The organism is Specibacter sp. BI4, assembly GCF_056680095.1.
In genome coordinates this window covers 4,116,247-4,129,622 of record NZ_CM155265.1, presented here as the reverse complement: position 1 = coordinate 4,129,622, position 13,376 = coordinate 4,116,247, and the positions used below count along the sequence as shown (strand labels likewise).

The following is a 13,376-nucleotide window of genomic DNA, read 5'->3' as shown; positions in this document are numbered from 1 at the left end:
GTGGGTTCCACACGCCGCGGCGCCGCTGCAGCCCTGCTCGCCGTTGCGCTCACTGCAGCGCTTTCCGGATGCATCACTGTGCCCGCGGGCGGCGGGCAGCCCACCGCCACGCAAAGCTCCAGCACGCCGCAGAGCTACGTCGACAGGATCAAGGCAACGCCTGTCGAGAAACCAACCGACGACGGCAGTTCCGAGGAACTGCCGCAGTTTGTGACGGATTCACGCAACATTGCCTGCGTTTTCACCTCCTCGAGGGCGGGAAATGTCAACCATCCGTGGGAGCCCAATAGTTTTGCCGACAGCTCCAACGCAGCAGCGGCCCTCATCCCCGTGGTGAACTGCGAGCTTGCCGGCTACCCGGGGGTCAAGGCTGCCGATGTCAGGGACAGCTGCGCCGGCACCAACATCGGCTACCTTGGCGGCACAGTCCTGCTCACTCCCGACCAGGCCAGCTATGGTGGCTGCCGGGCGGGTGTCACCGCCGTTGAAGCGGCCTTTGGCGCCGGCGGAACGATGAACGAGACAATGGCGAACATCCCGGTACTGGCGCCGGGGCAGGCCATGGACGCCGGGGGCTACCGCTGCGCGCCACTGGACGACGGCGTTGCCTGCGCCAACCTGGCCAACGGGGCCGGCTTCTTCGTCTCGGCGGAGAAGTACGAACTGTTCGGCCCGGAGCAGGCCGCGGAGAAAACAGCCAAGCCAAAAGAGCCCGCACCCGCCAGCGCGCCGGCATAACCACCGGCACGCTTCTGGCGCCCACGCCGGACCTGATGCAACCCCGGCGGCGGGGGCGCCGACAGTGCGAGGAGGGCCACGCCGTCGTGCGTCAAGGGACGGCAATTGTGAGCCGAATAACTGGCCATGGCAGTGGCCAAGATGCCAAATATGTGCTTTTGCCTCGAAGCGGTAATGTGTGAAACGGGGTCAACGCCCCGCAAGATCACTCTTCGACGTAGAAGGACACAAATCCGTGGACCTGTTTGAATACCAGGCGCGCGACATGTTTGAGGCTCACGGCGTACCCGTGTTGGCCGGCATCGTGGCGCGAACCCCTGAAGAAGCAAAGGCAGCAGCCGAAAAGATTGGCGGCGTCACAGTCGTCAAGGCACAGGTAAAGGTTGGTGGCCGCGGCAAAGCCGGCGGCGTCAAGGTAGCCAAAACCGCTGATGAGGCGTTCGGATACGCCACCGATATTCTGGGCATGGACATCAAGGGCCACACCGTCAACACGGTCATGATTGCCCAGGGTGCCGACATTGCCGAGGAGTTCTACTTCTCGGTGCTGCTGGACCGTGCCAACCGCAACTACCTGGCCATGTGCTCGGTGGAAGGCGGCATGGAGATCGAGGAGCTTGCAGTCGAGCGCCCCGAGGCCCTGGCCCGCGTCGCCGTTGATCCGGCCGTTGGCATCGATGCGGCCAAGGCAGACGAAATCGTCGCCACCGCAGGCTTCAGCGCCGAACTGGCCCCGAAGGTTGCCGCCACGATCATCAAGCTGTGGGACGTCTTCGTCAAGGAAGACGCCACCCTCGTTGAGGTCAACCCGCTGGTTCTGACCGGCGCGGGCGACATTGTGGCCCTGGACGGCAAGGTCTCACTCGATGAGAACGCCGACTTCCGCCACCCGCACCACCTGGAACTCGAAGACGCTGCTGCGGCTGACCCGTTGGAGGCCAAGGCCAAGGCTGCGGACCTGAACTACGTCAAGCTCGACGGCGAAGTTGGTGTCATCGGCAACGGTGCCGGTTTGGTTATGTCCACGCTGGATGTTGTTGCCTACGCCGGCGAAAACCATGGCGGCGTCAAGCCCGCCAACTTCCTGGACATCGGCGGTGGAGCATCCGCAGAGGTCATGGCCGCTGGTTTGGACGTCATCCTCAACGACCCCCAGGTCAAGAGCGTGTTCGTGAACGTCTTCGGCGGCATCACCGCCTGTGACGCAGTTGCCAAGGGCATCGTCGGCGCACTGGCAGAGCTGGGCTCAGCCGCCAACAAGCCGCTGGTTGTCCGCCTCGACGGCAACAATGTTGAAGAGGGCCGCCGCATTCTCAACGAAGCCAACCACCCGTTGGTCACCCTGGCCGCCACGATGGACGAGGGCGCCGACAAGGCTGCCGAACTCGCCAACGCTTCGAAGTAGAGGTTTAGAAACTTATGTCCATCTTCTTGAACAAAGATTCAAAGGTCATCGTCCAGGGCATCACCGGCGGCGAAGGCACCAAGCACACAGCACTGATGCTCAAGGCCGGCACCCAGGTAGTTGGCGGCGTGAACGCACGCAAGGCCGGCACCACGGTTGTTCACGGCGACGTTGAACTGCCCGTGTACGGCACCGTGACCGAGGCTGTTGCCGAAACCGGCGCCGACGTCTCCATCGTGTTCGTTCCGCCGGCCTTCACCAAGGACGCCGTCGTTGAGGCCATCGAAGCCGGCGTTCCGCTGGTTGTTGTCATCACCGAAGGCGTGCCGGTTCAGGACGCTGCCGAGTTCTGGGCACTGGCCCAGTCCAAGGTAGATGACGACGGCAAGCAGATCACCCGCATCATCGGGCCGAACTGCCCCGGCATCATCACCCCCGGCGAAGCATTGGTTGGCATCACGCCGAACAACATCACCCAGAAGGGCCCGATCGGCTTGGTCTCCAAGTCCGGCACCCTGACCTACCAGATGATGTTCGAGCTGCGCGACCTGGGCTTCTCCACCGCGATCGGCATCGGTGGCGACCCCGTCATCGGCACCACGCACATCGACGCCCTTGCTGCGTTCGAGGCTGACCCGGAAACCAAGGCCATCGTCATGATTGGTGAAATTGGTGGCGACGCTGAAGAGCGCGCAGCCGAGTACATCAAGGCCCACGTCACGAAGCCCGTTGTTGGCTACGTTGCCGGCTTCACCGCTCCTGAGGGCAAGACCATGGGCCACGCCGGCGCCATCGTCTCCGGCTCCGCAGGCACGGCCCAGGCCAAGAAGGAAGCCCTCGAGGCCGCCGGTGTCAAGGTTGGCAAGACGCCTTCCGAGACCGCAACACTGCTGCGCGAAGTTTTCGCAGCACTGTAAGTCTTCTTTAGAAGCGTAAAAGCGCGGCCGCTCCACTGTTTTTCAGTGGGGCGGCCGCGCTTTTTGTGTTTTGATTCCAACGGCCAGGCACGACGGCGCGTCCCGGCCTGGGCGGCCGGCCCGCCTGCCCGCGGGGAGCCTGGCGGTCACCCGGCGCGGAGTTGGCCACCAACTTGGCGCCTGGTGTCACCGGGCGCCAAGTTCAGCCTGAACTCTGCGCGGAATTTTCAGAAAACGAAAAGGGCAGCCGCGGTTGAGCCGCTGCCTGGCTAATGGCTGGCAGGCACGACGGCGTGGAGCTGGGGGAGCGCTGTGACCAGCGGTGCCAGCTCGGGCAGGGCTGCGGCCTCGGCCAAGGCACACTCCAGGGCTTCGTCGTGGACGGGCCGGGCGCCGTCCAGCAGTGCTGATCCGGCAGCTGTCAGCTCGGTGTAGATGCCGCGACGGTCGTCAGCGCACAGGATGCGCGTGAGCAGCCCGCGGTCTTCCAGGCGATTGACAAGCCGTGTGGTTGCGCTGGGGCTCAAGGCTGTGGCACGGCCCAGCTGTTGCATCCGCATGTGCCAGCCGTCCTGTCGGTTCAGGGCGTCGAGGACCGTATACTCCACCACGGAAAGCTGGGCGGTGCTTTGCAGCGCCTTCTCCATGCTGTTTTCAATCAGTCCGTGGAGGGCGGCAAGTGTCCGCCAGCCCTGGGCGCGAATTTCAACGGCGTCGTCCCTGATGCCCATGGTCAGTCCTTTCGTGACATGTGTGGTGCGGCACAAAACAAACTAGTTGCTTGCGCGGGGTACTTGCGTGTGCAACAATTTATGAAGCGCCTGCAACTATGAGCTTACGCTGCTTATTTCACATTCCCAAGTCTTTGAAGGAGAATCATGCCTCTCGGCCTGATCGCATTGGCACTTGGCGGGTTCGGCATCGGACTCACCGAATTTGTCATCATGGGGTTGCTCCCTGACGTCGCCGCAGATTTCCAGGTCAGCGAGGCCGCCGCCGGCTGGTTGATCTCCGGATACGCCCTGAGCGTCGTCATTGGTGCGCTCTTCCTGACGGCGGCCGTGACCCGGCTTCCGCGGAAGCCCGTACTCGCCGGCCTGATGGTCCTCTTTATTGTGGGAAACCTGATTTCCGCCATGGCGCCGGACTACACCACCATGATGATCGGGCGCATCATCGCCGCCCTCTGTCACGGAGCGTTCTTTGGCATTGGTGCCGTCGTGGCAGCCGACATGGTGGCCCCGAGCAGGAAGGCCGGCGCCATCGCCATCATGTTCACCGGGCTGACGGCCGCCAACGTGCTGGGCGTACCCTTTGGAACATTGCTGGGCCAGCATGCCGGGTGGCGTTCCACGTTCTGGGCCATCACGGCCATCGGCGTGATCTCGCTGATTGGCATCCTGGCCCTAGTCCCGAATCTCCACCATGAACGCGGAGCCGGATTGCGCGGGGAACTGCGGGCCTTCAAGTCCCGCCAGGTGTGGCTGTCCATCTCGGTCACAGTGCTTGGCTATGGCGGCATGTTTGGTGCATTCACCTACATTGCCTTTACGCTGACAGACGTGACGGGCTTCGCTGCCACCACCGTGCCGTGGCTGCTCATCCTCTTCGGCGTGGGCCTGTTCATCGGCAACACGCTCGGCGGCAAGGCCGCAGACAAGAACGTGGACAAGACGCTCTTGATCGTCCTGTCGGCCCTGCTGGTCGTTCTCGCCCTGTTCGCACTCACTGCCGCCAACCAGCCGATGACCATCGCCTCCCTGTTCCTCATGGGCGGGTTTGGGTTCGCCACCGTTCCGGGCTTGCAGATGCGGGTCATGAAATATGCTGCGGCCGCCCCAACACTGGCCTCCGGTGCCAACATCGGGGCGTTCAACCTTGGCAACGCGGTGGGTGCCTGGCTCGGTGGCGTCACCATCACGGCAGGGCTTGGCTATACCTCACCCATCTGGGCCGGTGCCGGGCTCACATTGCTGGCCATCGTCGTGATGGCCTTCGCGGCGGCCGACGGGCGGAAACTGGCGGCCAAGGAAACCAAGCTGCCAACCGCCGTCGAACTTCCCGCACAGAAAACCCCTGTGCCTACCCAGGCGTGAGCGCCCGGGCCACACTTTTCCACCATCAACACCACATCATCCCCATAAGGAGAACCCCCATGACTTCCATTCCCACCATCACGTTGAACAACGGTGTGGCCATGCCGCAGCTCGGCTTTGGCGTCTTTCAGGTCCCGAACCACGAAACCGAACAGGCCGTGACAGCTGCGCTGGCAGCAGGCTACCGCAGCATCGACACGGCTGCCGTCTACGGCAACGAGGAGGGCGTGGGCCGGGCCATTGCGGCCTCGGGACTGGCGCGCGACGAGCTGTTCATCACCTCAAAGGTGTGGATCGCGGACCTGGGCCGCGAGGCAACACTGGCTGCGTATGCGGACAGCCTGGCCAAGCTGGGCCTGGACTACCTCGATTTGTACCTGATCCACTGGCCCGCTCCGGCAACGGACGCGTACCTGGAATCGTGGCAGGCCCTGGAAGGACTCGCGGCGGCCGGGCGGGTGCGTGCCATCGGCGTCTCCAACTTCCTGCCCGAACACCTTGAGCGGCTCATTGCCCTGGGCGGAACCGTCCCGGCCGTGAACCAGGTCGAGAACCACCCGGCGCTGCAACAGCGGGACATAACCGCGTTCAATGCAGCGAACGGCATTGCCACTGAGGCGTGGAGCCCGCTGGCGCAGGGTGCCGTCTTGACCGATCCGGCGGTGCTGGCCATTGCCGCAGCGCACGGACGCACCCCAGCCCAGGTCATCTTGCGCTGGCACCTGCAGCAGGGGCGCATCATCATCCCCAAGTCCGTCACCCCCTCGCGCATGGCCGAGAACCTGGACATCCTCGACTTTGAGCTGTCCGCCGCCGAACTTGCTGCACTGGATGCGCTCGAGCGTGACGGCCGCACGGGCCCCAACCCGGCGCAGTTCAATGGCTGATATCGGACGGCTTGGGCAGTTACTGCTGCGGGGGAACCGTGGGCAGGCCCTGGGCCTCCCACCCGCTCATGCCGCCAACGAGGGTGTCGGCATTGAACCCCAGCCCGGTCAAGGCTTCGGCGACCCGGCCGCTGCGCCCTCCGCCGTGGCAGACGGCAATGACGCGCCGCGACTTGTCCAGCTCGCCTGCACGCTCCAGCACCGAGCCGGAGGGAATGTGGACGGCATCCTCGATCATGCCGGTGGCCAGCTCCGGGGCTTCGCGGACGTCGATGATTTGCACATCCGGGTCTGCGGCCAAGATGTCGGCTGCGGTGATCTCCTGCATGGGTGCTCCTGAAGGTGGGGTTGGCGCGTGGCCGGGGCCGGCGTCGAACATGAACGTGTCACTTCCAGACTAAGCGCGATTCGCCACAGCCTGTGCCGCCGCGGGAGATTTCCCGGTCCTGGCCTAGGCTGGAGGCGTGAACGCACCCCTGGCACCCCACGCCCGCGACATTGAAATTGAAGACCTCGACCATTTTGACCGGTTGGTGGCCGGCGGTGCCAAATCCATGCACGGCTGGCACTTCCAGTCGGTGGACCTGCGCGGGCGGTCGGCGGATCTGGCCGCGCTGCACACCTCCGGCGCCATTTTCATGGGCTGCACCTTCGACGCAGGCACCGAGGACCTGCTGCGCGGCCGGGGCGCCTTGATCTTCCCGCCGCTGCCGCACATTCCCTTCGATGCCTACCGCGGCCACCTCTACACGGGCGCCGAGCTCTTTGCCGGGATTGCTGCCGAAGAATACGAAAACGTGCCGGATGCCAAAATTTACCAGTGGACCATGCAGGCCGGCCACGCCCCCGCCCTGCACGCGACACTGGCAACCGCCATGCACGACCGTGCCATATCCGACGCCCTCGATGATTTCCTGACGCAGGCGCACGGGCCGGTGGTGGGGGTCATGGGAGGTCATGCCGCGGCACGGGGGAGCGCCCAGTATGCCCAGGCCGCCGCGCTGGGCCGGACCCTGACCAAGGCCGGATTCCTGGTGGCGACGGGCGGCGGTCCCGGTGCCATGGAGGCCGCCAATCTGGGCGCGTACCTTTCCCCGTACGACGCCGGGACCCTCGAAAGTGCCCTGCTCACCTTGGCAGCCGTCCCCGGCTTCCGCCCCTCGGTCACCGAGTGGGGGAGGGCTGCGTACAGGGTGCTTGAGGAGTATCCCGCGGGGGCAGACACGCTGGGGGTCCCCACCTGGTTTTACGGCCACGAGCCACCCAATGTCTTTTCCACACAGATCGCCAAATTTTTCACCAATTCCCTGCGCGAGGCCATCCTGCTGGACCGCTCGCGTGGCGGGATAGTCTTTCTGCCCGGAGCCGCCGGCACGGTGCAGGAGATCTTTCAGGACGCCTGCGAGAACTACTACGCGGCCGATGGGGCGGTGGCGCCCATGGTGCTGGTCGGCAGGAAATACTGGGAGGTTGAGATGCCCGTGCTGCCGCTGCTGAAGACACTGGCTGCCGGGCGGGCCATGGACGATTTCGTGCACCTGGTGGATTCCGTGGACGAGGTCTGCGGGCTCCTCGCGGGAAACCACGGCTGAGCCTGCCAGCAAAATAGCAGGTCCACTCGATGAGCGGGTTGTTAGCCGCCGACCACGCCGCCAAAGAGCAGGCCCAAAAGGTACGTTGCGGCGGCGGCACCCATGCCGATGGCCAGCTGCCGTAAGCCGCGCCACAGCGGGGATGCCCCGGACAGCAAGCCAACGACGGCGCCCGTGCCCAGCAATGCCAAGCCGACCAGGGCGCAGGCAAGCACCAGGGCTCCGATCCCTGTCATGCCGAACAGGAACGGGATGATCGGGATGATGGCACCGGAGGCAAAGAAGCTGAAACTGGAGCTTGCTGCGCCCCACGCCGTGCCAAGGGTTTCAAGCTCACCGGGAGATTCAAAGTTTTCCGACTGCAGCGACAAGCTGGGGTCGCAATCGCAGGTAAATTGTCCCAGGCGCTCGGCTGCCCGGTGCTCGGCCGCCCCGCGGGACATGCCGCGCGCCAAATAAACAAGGACAAGTTCGTTGTTTTTCAGGTCGAGCGAAGGAGCTGCGGACAGTGTGATCCGGGTCGGCTGCGAGGCGTCAAGCAATTCGCGCTGGGAACGCACTGAAACAAACTCCCCGGCAGCCATCGACAGCGCCCCTGCCAGCAGGCCGGCGATGCCGCTGAACAACACCACCTGGCTGCCAACGCCTGTGGCCGCCATGCCCATGACCAGGGAAAGGTTGCTGACGAGGCCGTCGTTGGCGCCAAAGACGGCGGCCCGGAAGGAACCGGAGAGCCGGTTGCGGCCCCTGGCGGACAGCCCGCGAACCACCTCCTCGTGGATGGATTCATCAGCGGCCATGGCGTCGGTGGCATCATCATCGGTGGCATACGGGGACCTGGACTCCGAACGCTGCGCCAGTGCCAGCACAAACACGGAGCCGAAGCGTCGGGCCAGCAGCCCTAGAAGCCGGTTGCGCGATGATGGCCGCACGCGCGGCCCTGCATGGTCACCGAGCAGGTCCAGCCAGTGTTGTTCGTGGCGTCCTTCAGCTGCTGCCAGGGCCATCAGGATGTCGTGCTCTTCGCCGTCGCGGCGTTTCGCCAAGTCCCGGTAGACCGAGGCTTCGGCGCGTTCATCGGCCAGGTATTGGCGCCACCGCTTAATCTCTGCCGGTGTGGGAATTCGTTCAGGCACTGGGGTTGCTCCTCAAAGTCAGCCCTTACTGTAGCGCGGATTCATGCGGTTTTTCGGCTGGGGCTCCTAGTGAAAAAGTTTCGGCGCACCGGAAAATTCAACCAAAAGAAACATTGAGAAAGTACTTGACGCAATGGAAAGTACTTGCGTAGAGTTGTGTCATTGCTTCAACCCAACAAGATGTTTCAACCGAGGAGAACCCCATGGCCACCACGCAACAGACCAAGACCCACGACTACTACGCCACCCGCGTCATGCGGATCGGCATGGCCATGGGAATCGCCTGCATGGTGGCTCTGTTCATTGCCGGACTCGTCAAGGGAAACGCGGGCATGCTGGTCATGGCCTCCAGCACCGCTGCGGTGCTGGGTGCCACCTGGGCTTCCACCAGTGCGGCAGCTAGAAAGAAAGCTGCCAGCCGGCCGCAGCACTGATGCAAGCAGTCGCGGTCCCCGGCCGTGCCTTGCCGCGGGTGCCGTCCGTGCCCTGCCGCGGGTGCCGTCCGTGCCCTGCCACGGGAGCCGACCGGGCCCTTAGAATCGGCGTGGAACTGTTGTAATCTGGCAGTGGAGGCGCAGAGATGCAGGTCACAACCGCCGGTGCTGAAAAGACCGGAACGTTGCTTGTCTCGGTGGGCCGTGCCATAAACGTCCTGGACTGCATCGGTTCGGCATCACGCCCGTTGTCCGCGAAGTCCATTGCGCGGGCGACGGCATTGAGCTTGGGCACAACTTACAACATCCTGCGCACGCTTGCGCACTCGAACTATGTGGCGGCCGAACGCGACGGGTATGTTTTGGGTCCGGCGCACCCGGCGGTGGCGGTCGACAGCCAGGCCGTCGCACTCGCCCGCAGCCGCACCATCATGAACGGAATCCGCGAGGAACTGGGTGCGGCCACCTACCTGAGCCGCTTCTGTGACGGCGAGATTGAGCTGGTCGACATTGTCGACACCCGGCTGACGCCCCGCGTGGAACTGTGGGTGGGGCTGCAGGATGGTGCCCACGCCACCGCTTTTGGCAAGCAAATCCTGGCCGCACTGGATGCCGCGACCCGCCAGGATTACATCACCCGCCATCCCTTGGCGGAACTGACTCCCTATACCGTTCGCTCACCCCGGGAGTTCCTTCGTGAATTGGAACTGGGCCCTACGGTGACAGTGGACGACCAGGAATACGCGCTGGGCTTCAACTGCCTGGCCGTGCCGGTGGAGACGCCGTCCTGGCTCGGCTCCCTGGCTGTATCCTTCCCGTGCGGAGCCGGGAAGTCCGGAGCCGGGAAGTCCGGAGCCGGATCGTCCGGAGCGGTGAAGTCCGGCGGTGAAGCCGGCGGGGGTCTGGGCGCGAAACGCGAGAAGTGCGCCAAGGTTCTCCAAGGCGCTGCCGCACAGCTGGCGGTCGTGCTCGGTGTGAATCCAAGCGCCACACCGGCCCCGGTCAAGGGCGAACATTTCACGGGCTGAAATAACAAGCGTCCCACCCCGCCGCCAACAGGCTTACGCTCAAAAGACAGGGACAGCCGCCGCCTGGTGTTGGCGCACGGTCCCACGCAAGGCCCGGATAAAGAGTTGGACAAAGAGTTGGACAAAGGAGTCGCCATGACCACGGAAACGGCTGAGGTCGCATCGGATCTCAGCGCCGAAACACGCCGCGGGATGCTGAGCCAGATGATCCTGATCAGGACATTTGAGGAAGCCATCCTGCGCGAATACCACGCGGACAAGAGCCCGGGCTTTGACATTGGGAAGGGCCTGATCCCCGGTGAGATGCACCTCGCCGCCGGGCAGGAGCCGGTGGCCGCCGGCCTCTGCGCCCACCTCGAACAAGGCGACGCCCTCACAGCAACCCACCGCCCGCACCACCTGGCCATCGCCAAGGGCATGAACCTCCGCTCGCTGGCCGGTGAAATCTTCGGCCGGGAGTCCGGATTGGGGCGCGGACGCGGCGGGCACATGCACCTCTTTGACCCGGCCACGCACTTCTCCTGCTCCGGGATTGTTGCGGAGGGATTCCCCGCCGCGCTCGGCCAGGCGTTTGCGTTCAAGCGCGCCGGCACCAACAACATTGCCGTCGCGGTCGCCGGTGAGGGTGCCGCCAATGCCGGCCCCTTCCATGAGTCGCTGAACCTGGCGGCCCTGTGGAAGCTGCCCGTCATCTTTGTCATTGAGGATAACGACTGGGGAATTTCCGTCCACCGGAACGCCTCCACCTCGGTGCCTTCCAATGCCGTCCGTGGCGCGGGCTACGGCATCCCGGGCGTGCGTGTTGAAAACAACGACGTCGAAGCCGTTCATGCCGCTGTCGGCGCGGCCGTCGCACGGGCCCGGGCAGGCGAAGGGCCGAGCCTGATCGAGGTCCACACACTGCGCCTCTGGGGCCACTTCGAGGGCGACGCCCAGGGCTACCGGCCGGAACTTGCCGACGTCCCCGACCATGACCCCATCCCCGCCTACCAAAAGAAGTTGGTCGACGCCGGACTCGTCACCGAGGCCGAGGTGGCCAACATGGAAGCCGCCGCACGCACCCAGGTGGAGGACGCCGTCGAACATGCCAAGGCGGCACCGGTGCCCAACCCGGCCGAGGCACTCAAATACGTATTTGTGGAAGGTGAACAGTCATGAGCACAACAACGGACGGCACCTCGGTGCAGGGCACGGCAGCCCAAAAGGCACTGCCCGTCGAACCCGACCCGGGCAGCCGCCGGCTGAACACGGCCAAGGCCCTGCAGGAGGCGATCGGGGCGGCGATGGAGCAGGACGATTCGGTGTTTGTGATGGGGGAGGACGTGGCTGCCTACGGCGGCATCTTCTCCTCAACCACGGGCCTGCTGGAGAAATTCGGTCCCGAGCGGATCATTGACACGCCCATTTCCGAGTCGGCGTTCATCGGGCTCGGCATCGGGGCGGCCGTGGAAGGCATGCGGCCCATCGTGGAGCTCATGTTTGTGGACTTTTTCGGCGTCTGCATGGACCAGATCTACAACCACATGGCGAAGATCCACTATGAATCCGGCGGCAATGTCCGCGTCCCCATGGTGCTCATGACGGCTGTGGGCGGCGGCTACTCCGACGGTGCCCAGCACTCGCAGACGCTGTGGGGGACCTTTGCGCACCTGCCCGGGATGAAGGTTGTGGTGCCGTCCAACCCATACGATGCCAAGGGATTGATGACGGCGGCCATCCGTTCCGACGACCCCGTGGTGTACATGTTCCACAAGGGCGTCATGGGCCTGGCCTGGATGGCGAAGAACCAGCGCTCGATCGGCGCCGTGCCCGAAGAGGACTATGAGGTTCCGATCGGCAAGGCCAATGTGGTTCGCGAGGGCACCGATGTCAGCATCGTGACGCTGTCGCTGTCGGTGCACCACAGCCTGGACGTGGCGGAAAAGCTGGCGGGGGAGGGCATCAGTGTCGAGGTGCTGGACCTGCGCTCGCTGGTGCCGCTGGACCGTGAGGCCGTCATCGCCACGGCAGCAAAGACCGGAAAAGTCATTGTGGTCGACGAGGACTATCAGTCATTTGGGCTGTCGGGGGAGATTGCCGCCACCATCACCGAGCACGACCCCGCCCTCCTAAAGCACTTCAGCCGCGTGTGCGTGCCGGACGTGCCCATTCCCTACGCCCACGAACTCGAATATGCTGTGTTGCCAACGGCCGCTCGCATTGAGGCCGCGGTCCGAACGGCGGTAGCTGCATGAATGAAGTCCTGTTTCCGATGATGACAGGGGATGCCTCCGAACCCGGCGTCGTGGCCACCTGGTACGTGGCCGACGGCGACACGGTCGCGGAGAAGCACCTGCTCGCCGAGGTTGCCATTGACAAGGTCGACGCCGAGATTTACGCACCCGTTGCCGGCACCGTCCGGCTTCGGGTCCAGGAAGGCGACGAAGTGGCACAGGGGTCTGTGATCGCCGAAATCGAATAGTCCCCAACTCCTCCCCAAGCCGAGCCGCTGGCGCGTCTCAGCTGGGGGCCGCTCGGAGTTGTGGGCCCAGCCAACTGCGCCCCAAGCCGAGCCGCTGGCGCGTCAGTGCGCGGTGAGCCCAAAGCCGATCCGGCGCCCCGCCCTGACGCCGGTCTGCGCCACGGTGATAACCAGGGTGGCGATTTCCGGTATCCACTGGGCCGGCCGGACGGCCTGTGTGAGTGCGTCGACCAACTCGACGGGCTCGCCCGACCAGTACTGGTGGTAGCCACCGGGCGTCGCAAAGGACACGGAACCAAGGTTGAGGTCCACGGCCGGAAGGACGGGGATGCTGGTGGGCCGTGCAGTCTTGCGCCGGGTTGCGGGGGCCACGGAAGTGAAAGTCATGTTGGAAGCCTTTGCTTGCTCTTACCGAACGGAGCTTTCCGCCGGTCACTTCCTCATCCGAACCACCCGTGAAGCATGGGGTTGGTGTGCGACCAGTCGGAGCTTGGTGCCGCATCTCTTGAAGCTGTCCCCCACACTACGTCTTTTAAGCACGACGGCGGCAGGTGACGTAATTTATTACGTCACCTGCCGCCGTCGCGTGTTGAGCCAGCTGCACCCTCGACGATGGAACTGCCCGCGCGTTGGTTGCAGCAGCAGCTGCAGGCTGTTCAGCTTCGAGAGTCCGCCCGTGAGA

General features: G+C 64.5%; 15 protein-coding genes and 1 riboswitch. Of the genes, 11 read left to right on the top strand and 4 right to left on the bottom strand.

Features of this window, described 5'->3' with window-relative positions; translation table 11 throughout:
• The 3 genes from AC1L6K_RS18685 to sucD all read left to right on the top strand — a co-directional run bounded on the left by AC1L6K_RS18685 (nucleotide 1) and on the right by sucD (nucleotide 3,060).
• Nucleotides 1-738, top strand: a complete 738-nt coding sequence (locus AC1L6K_RS18685) for a hypothetical protein (protein ID WP_480950331.1) — start codon at nucleotides 1-3, stop codon at nucleotides 736-738.
• 235 nt (nucleotides 739-973) lie between these two features.
• A complete protein-coding gene (sucC, locus tag AC1L6K_RS18680; protein WP_480950330.1) occupies nucleotides 974-2,143 on the top strand; it encodes an ADP-forming succinate--CoA ligase subunit beta in 1,170 nt (389 codons plus the stop codon).
• Nucleotides 2,144-2,157: 14 nt separating this feature from the next.
• Nucleotides 2,158-3,060: a succinate--CoA ligase subunit alpha gene (gene sucD / locus AC1L6K_RS18675; protein WP_480950329.1), complete on the top strand. Its 903-nt coding sequence runs from the start codon at nucleotides 2,158-2,160 to the stop codon at nucleotides 3,058-3,060.
• A 269-nt stretch (nucleotides 3,061-3,329) separates the two neighbouring features.
• Here sucD and AC1L6K_RS18670 read toward each other — a convergent pair whose 3' ends face one another.
• Entirely contained in the window at nucleotides 3,330-3,791 is a 462-nt protein-coding gene (locus AC1L6K_RS18670) for a MarR family winged helix-turn-helix transcriptional regulator (protein WP_480950328.1), read from the bottom strand.
• Nucleotides 3,792-3,938: 147 nt separating this feature from the next.
• On the opposite strand from AC1L6K_RS18670, the gene AC1L6K_RS18665 reads away from it, so the two are divergent.
• Both AC1L6K_RS18665 and AC1L6K_RS18660 read left to right on the top strand, forming a co-directional pair.
• On the top strand, nucleotides 3,939-5,156 hold the full coding sequence (locus tag AC1L6K_RS18665) for an MFS transporter (protein ID WP_480950327.1): 1,218 nt from the start codon (nucleotides 3,939-3,941) through the stop codon (nucleotides 5,154-5,156).
• Nucleotides 5,157-5,215: 59 nt separating this feature from the next.
• Nucleotides 5,216-6,043 carry an aldo/keto reductase gene (locus AC1L6K_RS18660; protein WP_480950326.1) on the top strand — a complete coding sequence of 276 codons (828 nt, stop codon included), beginning with the start codon at nucleotides 5,216-5,218 and terminating at the stop codon, nucleotides 6,041-6,043.
• Between the two features lie 19 nt (nucleotides 6,044-6,062).
• On the opposite strand, the gene AC1L6K_RS18655 is transcribed toward AC1L6K_RS18660, so the two are convergent.
• Nucleotides 6,063-6,371: a rhodanese-like domain-containing protein gene (locus AC1L6K_RS18655; RefSeq protein WP_480950325.1), complete on the bottom strand. Its 309-nt coding sequence runs from the start codon at nucleotides 6,369-6,371 to the stop codon at nucleotides 6,063-6,065.
• A 136-nt stretch (nucleotides 6,372-6,507) separates the two neighbouring features.
• On the opposite strand from AC1L6K_RS18655, the gene AC1L6K_RS18650 reads away from it, so the two are divergent.
• Nucleotides 6,508-7,635 (top strand): LOG family protein, encoded by a 1,128-nt coding sequence (locus AC1L6K_RS18650; protein WP_480950324.1) that lies wholly within the window; start codon nucleotides 6,508-6,510, stop codon nucleotides 7,633-7,635.
• A gap of 41 nt (nucleotides 7,636-7,676) precedes the next feature.
• Here AC1L6K_RS18650 and AC1L6K_RS18645 read toward each other — a convergent pair whose 3' ends face one another.
• The gene (locus AC1L6K_RS18645) at nucleotides 7,677-8,771 is read right to left on the bottom strand and encodes a VIT1/CCC1 transporter family protein (RefSeq protein WP_480950323.1); all 1,095 of its coding nucleotides are present in this window, start codon (nucleotides 8,769-8,771) and stop codon (nucleotides 7,677-7,679) included.
• 203 nt (nucleotides 8,772-8,974) lie between these two features.
• Here AC1L6K_RS18645 and AC1L6K_RS18640 point away from each other — a divergent pair, with 203 nt between their 5' ends.
• From AC1L6K_RS18640 to AC1L6K_RS18620, 5 genes are all read left to right on the top strand, one after another.
• On the top strand, nucleotides 8,975-9,205 hold the full coding sequence (locus tag AC1L6K_RS18640) for a hypothetical protein (protein ID WP_480950322.1): 231 nt from the start codon (nucleotides 8,975-8,977) through the stop codon (nucleotides 9,203-9,205).
• A gap of 146 nt (nucleotides 9,206-9,351) precedes the next feature.
• Nucleotides 9,352-10,233 (top strand): IclR family transcriptional regulator, encoded by an 882-nt coding sequence (locus AC1L6K_RS18635; protein WP_480950321.1) that lies wholly within the window; start codon nucleotides 9,352-9,354, stop codon nucleotides 10,231-10,233.
• A 135-nt stretch (nucleotides 10,234-10,368) separates the two neighbouring features.
• On the top strand, nucleotides 10,369-11,391 hold the full coding sequence (locus AC1L6K_RS18630) for a thiamine pyrophosphate-dependent dehydrogenase E1 component subunit alpha (protein ID WP_480950320.1): 1,023 nt from the start codon (nucleotides 10,369-10,371) through the stop codon (nucleotides 11,389-11,391).
• Complete coding sequence (locus AC1L6K_RS18625; RefSeq protein WP_480950319.1) at nucleotides 11,388-12,467, top strand: alpha-ketoacid dehydrogenase subunit beta; 1,080 nt, start codon at nucleotides 11,388-11,390, stop codon at nucleotides 12,465-12,467. The genes AC1L6K_RS18630 and AC1L6K_RS18625 overlap by 4 nt, the downstream gene beginning before the upstream one ends.
• Nucleotides 12,464-12,694 carry a biotin/lipoyl-containing protein gene (locus AC1L6K_RS18620; RefSeq protein WP_480950318.1) on the top strand — a complete coding sequence of 77 codons (231 nt, stop codon included), beginning with the start codon at nucleotides 12,464-12,466 and terminating at the stop codon, nucleotides 12,692-12,694. Before AC1L6K_RS18625 ends, AC1L6K_RS18620 begins: the two co-directional genes overlap by 4 nt.
• A 102-nt stretch (nucleotides 12,695-12,796) precedes the next feature.
• On the opposite strand, the gene AC1L6K_RS18615 is transcribed toward AC1L6K_RS18620, so the two are convergent.
• The gene (locus AC1L6K_RS18615) at nucleotides 12,797-13,081 is read right to left on the bottom strand and encodes a hypothetical protein (RefSeq protein ID WP_480950317.1); all 285 of its coding nucleotides are present in this window, start codon (nucleotides 13,079-13,081) and stop codon (nucleotides 12,797-12,799) included.
• Nucleotides 13,082-13,093: 12 nt separating this feature from the next.
• Nucleotides 13,094-13,205: riboswitch (SAM riboswitch) on the bottom strand.
• Between the last annotated feature and the right edge of the window lie 171 nt (nucleotides 13,206-13,376).

What these genes read in the sequence shown, in the direction of transcription:
- AC1L6K_RS18640 (WP_480950322.1), top strand. Translation starts at nt 8,975, where the DNA reads ATGGCCACCACGCAACAGACCAAGACCCACGACTACTACGCCACCCGC.
- AC1L6K_RS18665 (WP_480950327.1), top strand. Translation starts at nt 3,939, where the DNA reads ATGCCTCTCGGCCTGATCGCATTGGCACTTGGCGGGTTCGGCATCGGA.
- AC1L6K_RS18620 (WP_480950318.1), top strand. Translation starts at nt 12,464, where the DNA reads ATGAATGAAGTCCTGTTTCCGATGATGACAGGGGATGCCTCCGAACCC.
- AC1L6K_RS18630 (WP_480950320.1), top strand. Translation starts at nt 10,369, where the DNA reads ATGACCACGGAAACGGCTGAGGTCGCATCGGATCTCAGCGCCGAAACA.
- AC1L6K_RS18660 (WP_480950326.1), top strand. Translation starts at nt 5,216, where the DNA reads ATGACTTCCATTCCCACCATCACGTTGAACAACGGTGTGGCCATGCCG.
- AC1L6K_RS18615 (WP_480950317.1), bottom strand. Translation starts at nt 13,081, where the DNA reads ATGACTTTCACTTCCGTGGCCCCCGCAACCCGGCGCAAGACTGCACGG.
- AC1L6K_RS18625 (WP_480950319.1), top strand. Translation starts at nt 11,388, where the DNA reads ATGAGCACAACAACGGACGGCACCTCGGTGCAGGGCACGGCAGCCCAA.
- AC1L6K_RS18670 (WP_480950328.1), bottom strand. Translation starts at nt 3,791, where the DNA reads ATGGGCATCAGGGACGACGCCGTTGAAATTCGCGCCCAGGGCTGGCGG.
- AC1L6K_RS18635 (WP_480950321.1), top strand. Translation starts at nt 9,352, where the DNA reads ATGCAGGTCACAACCGCCGGTGCTGAAAAGACCGGAACGTTGCTTGTC.
- sucD (WP_480950329.1), top strand. Translation starts at nt 2,158, where the DNA reads ATGTCCATCTTCTTGAACAAAGATTCAAAGGTCATCGTCCAGGGCATC.
- AC1L6K_RS18655 (WP_480950325.1), bottom strand. Translation starts at nt 6,371, where the DNA reads ATGCAGGAGATCACCGCAGCCGACATCTTGGCCGCAGACCCGGATGTG.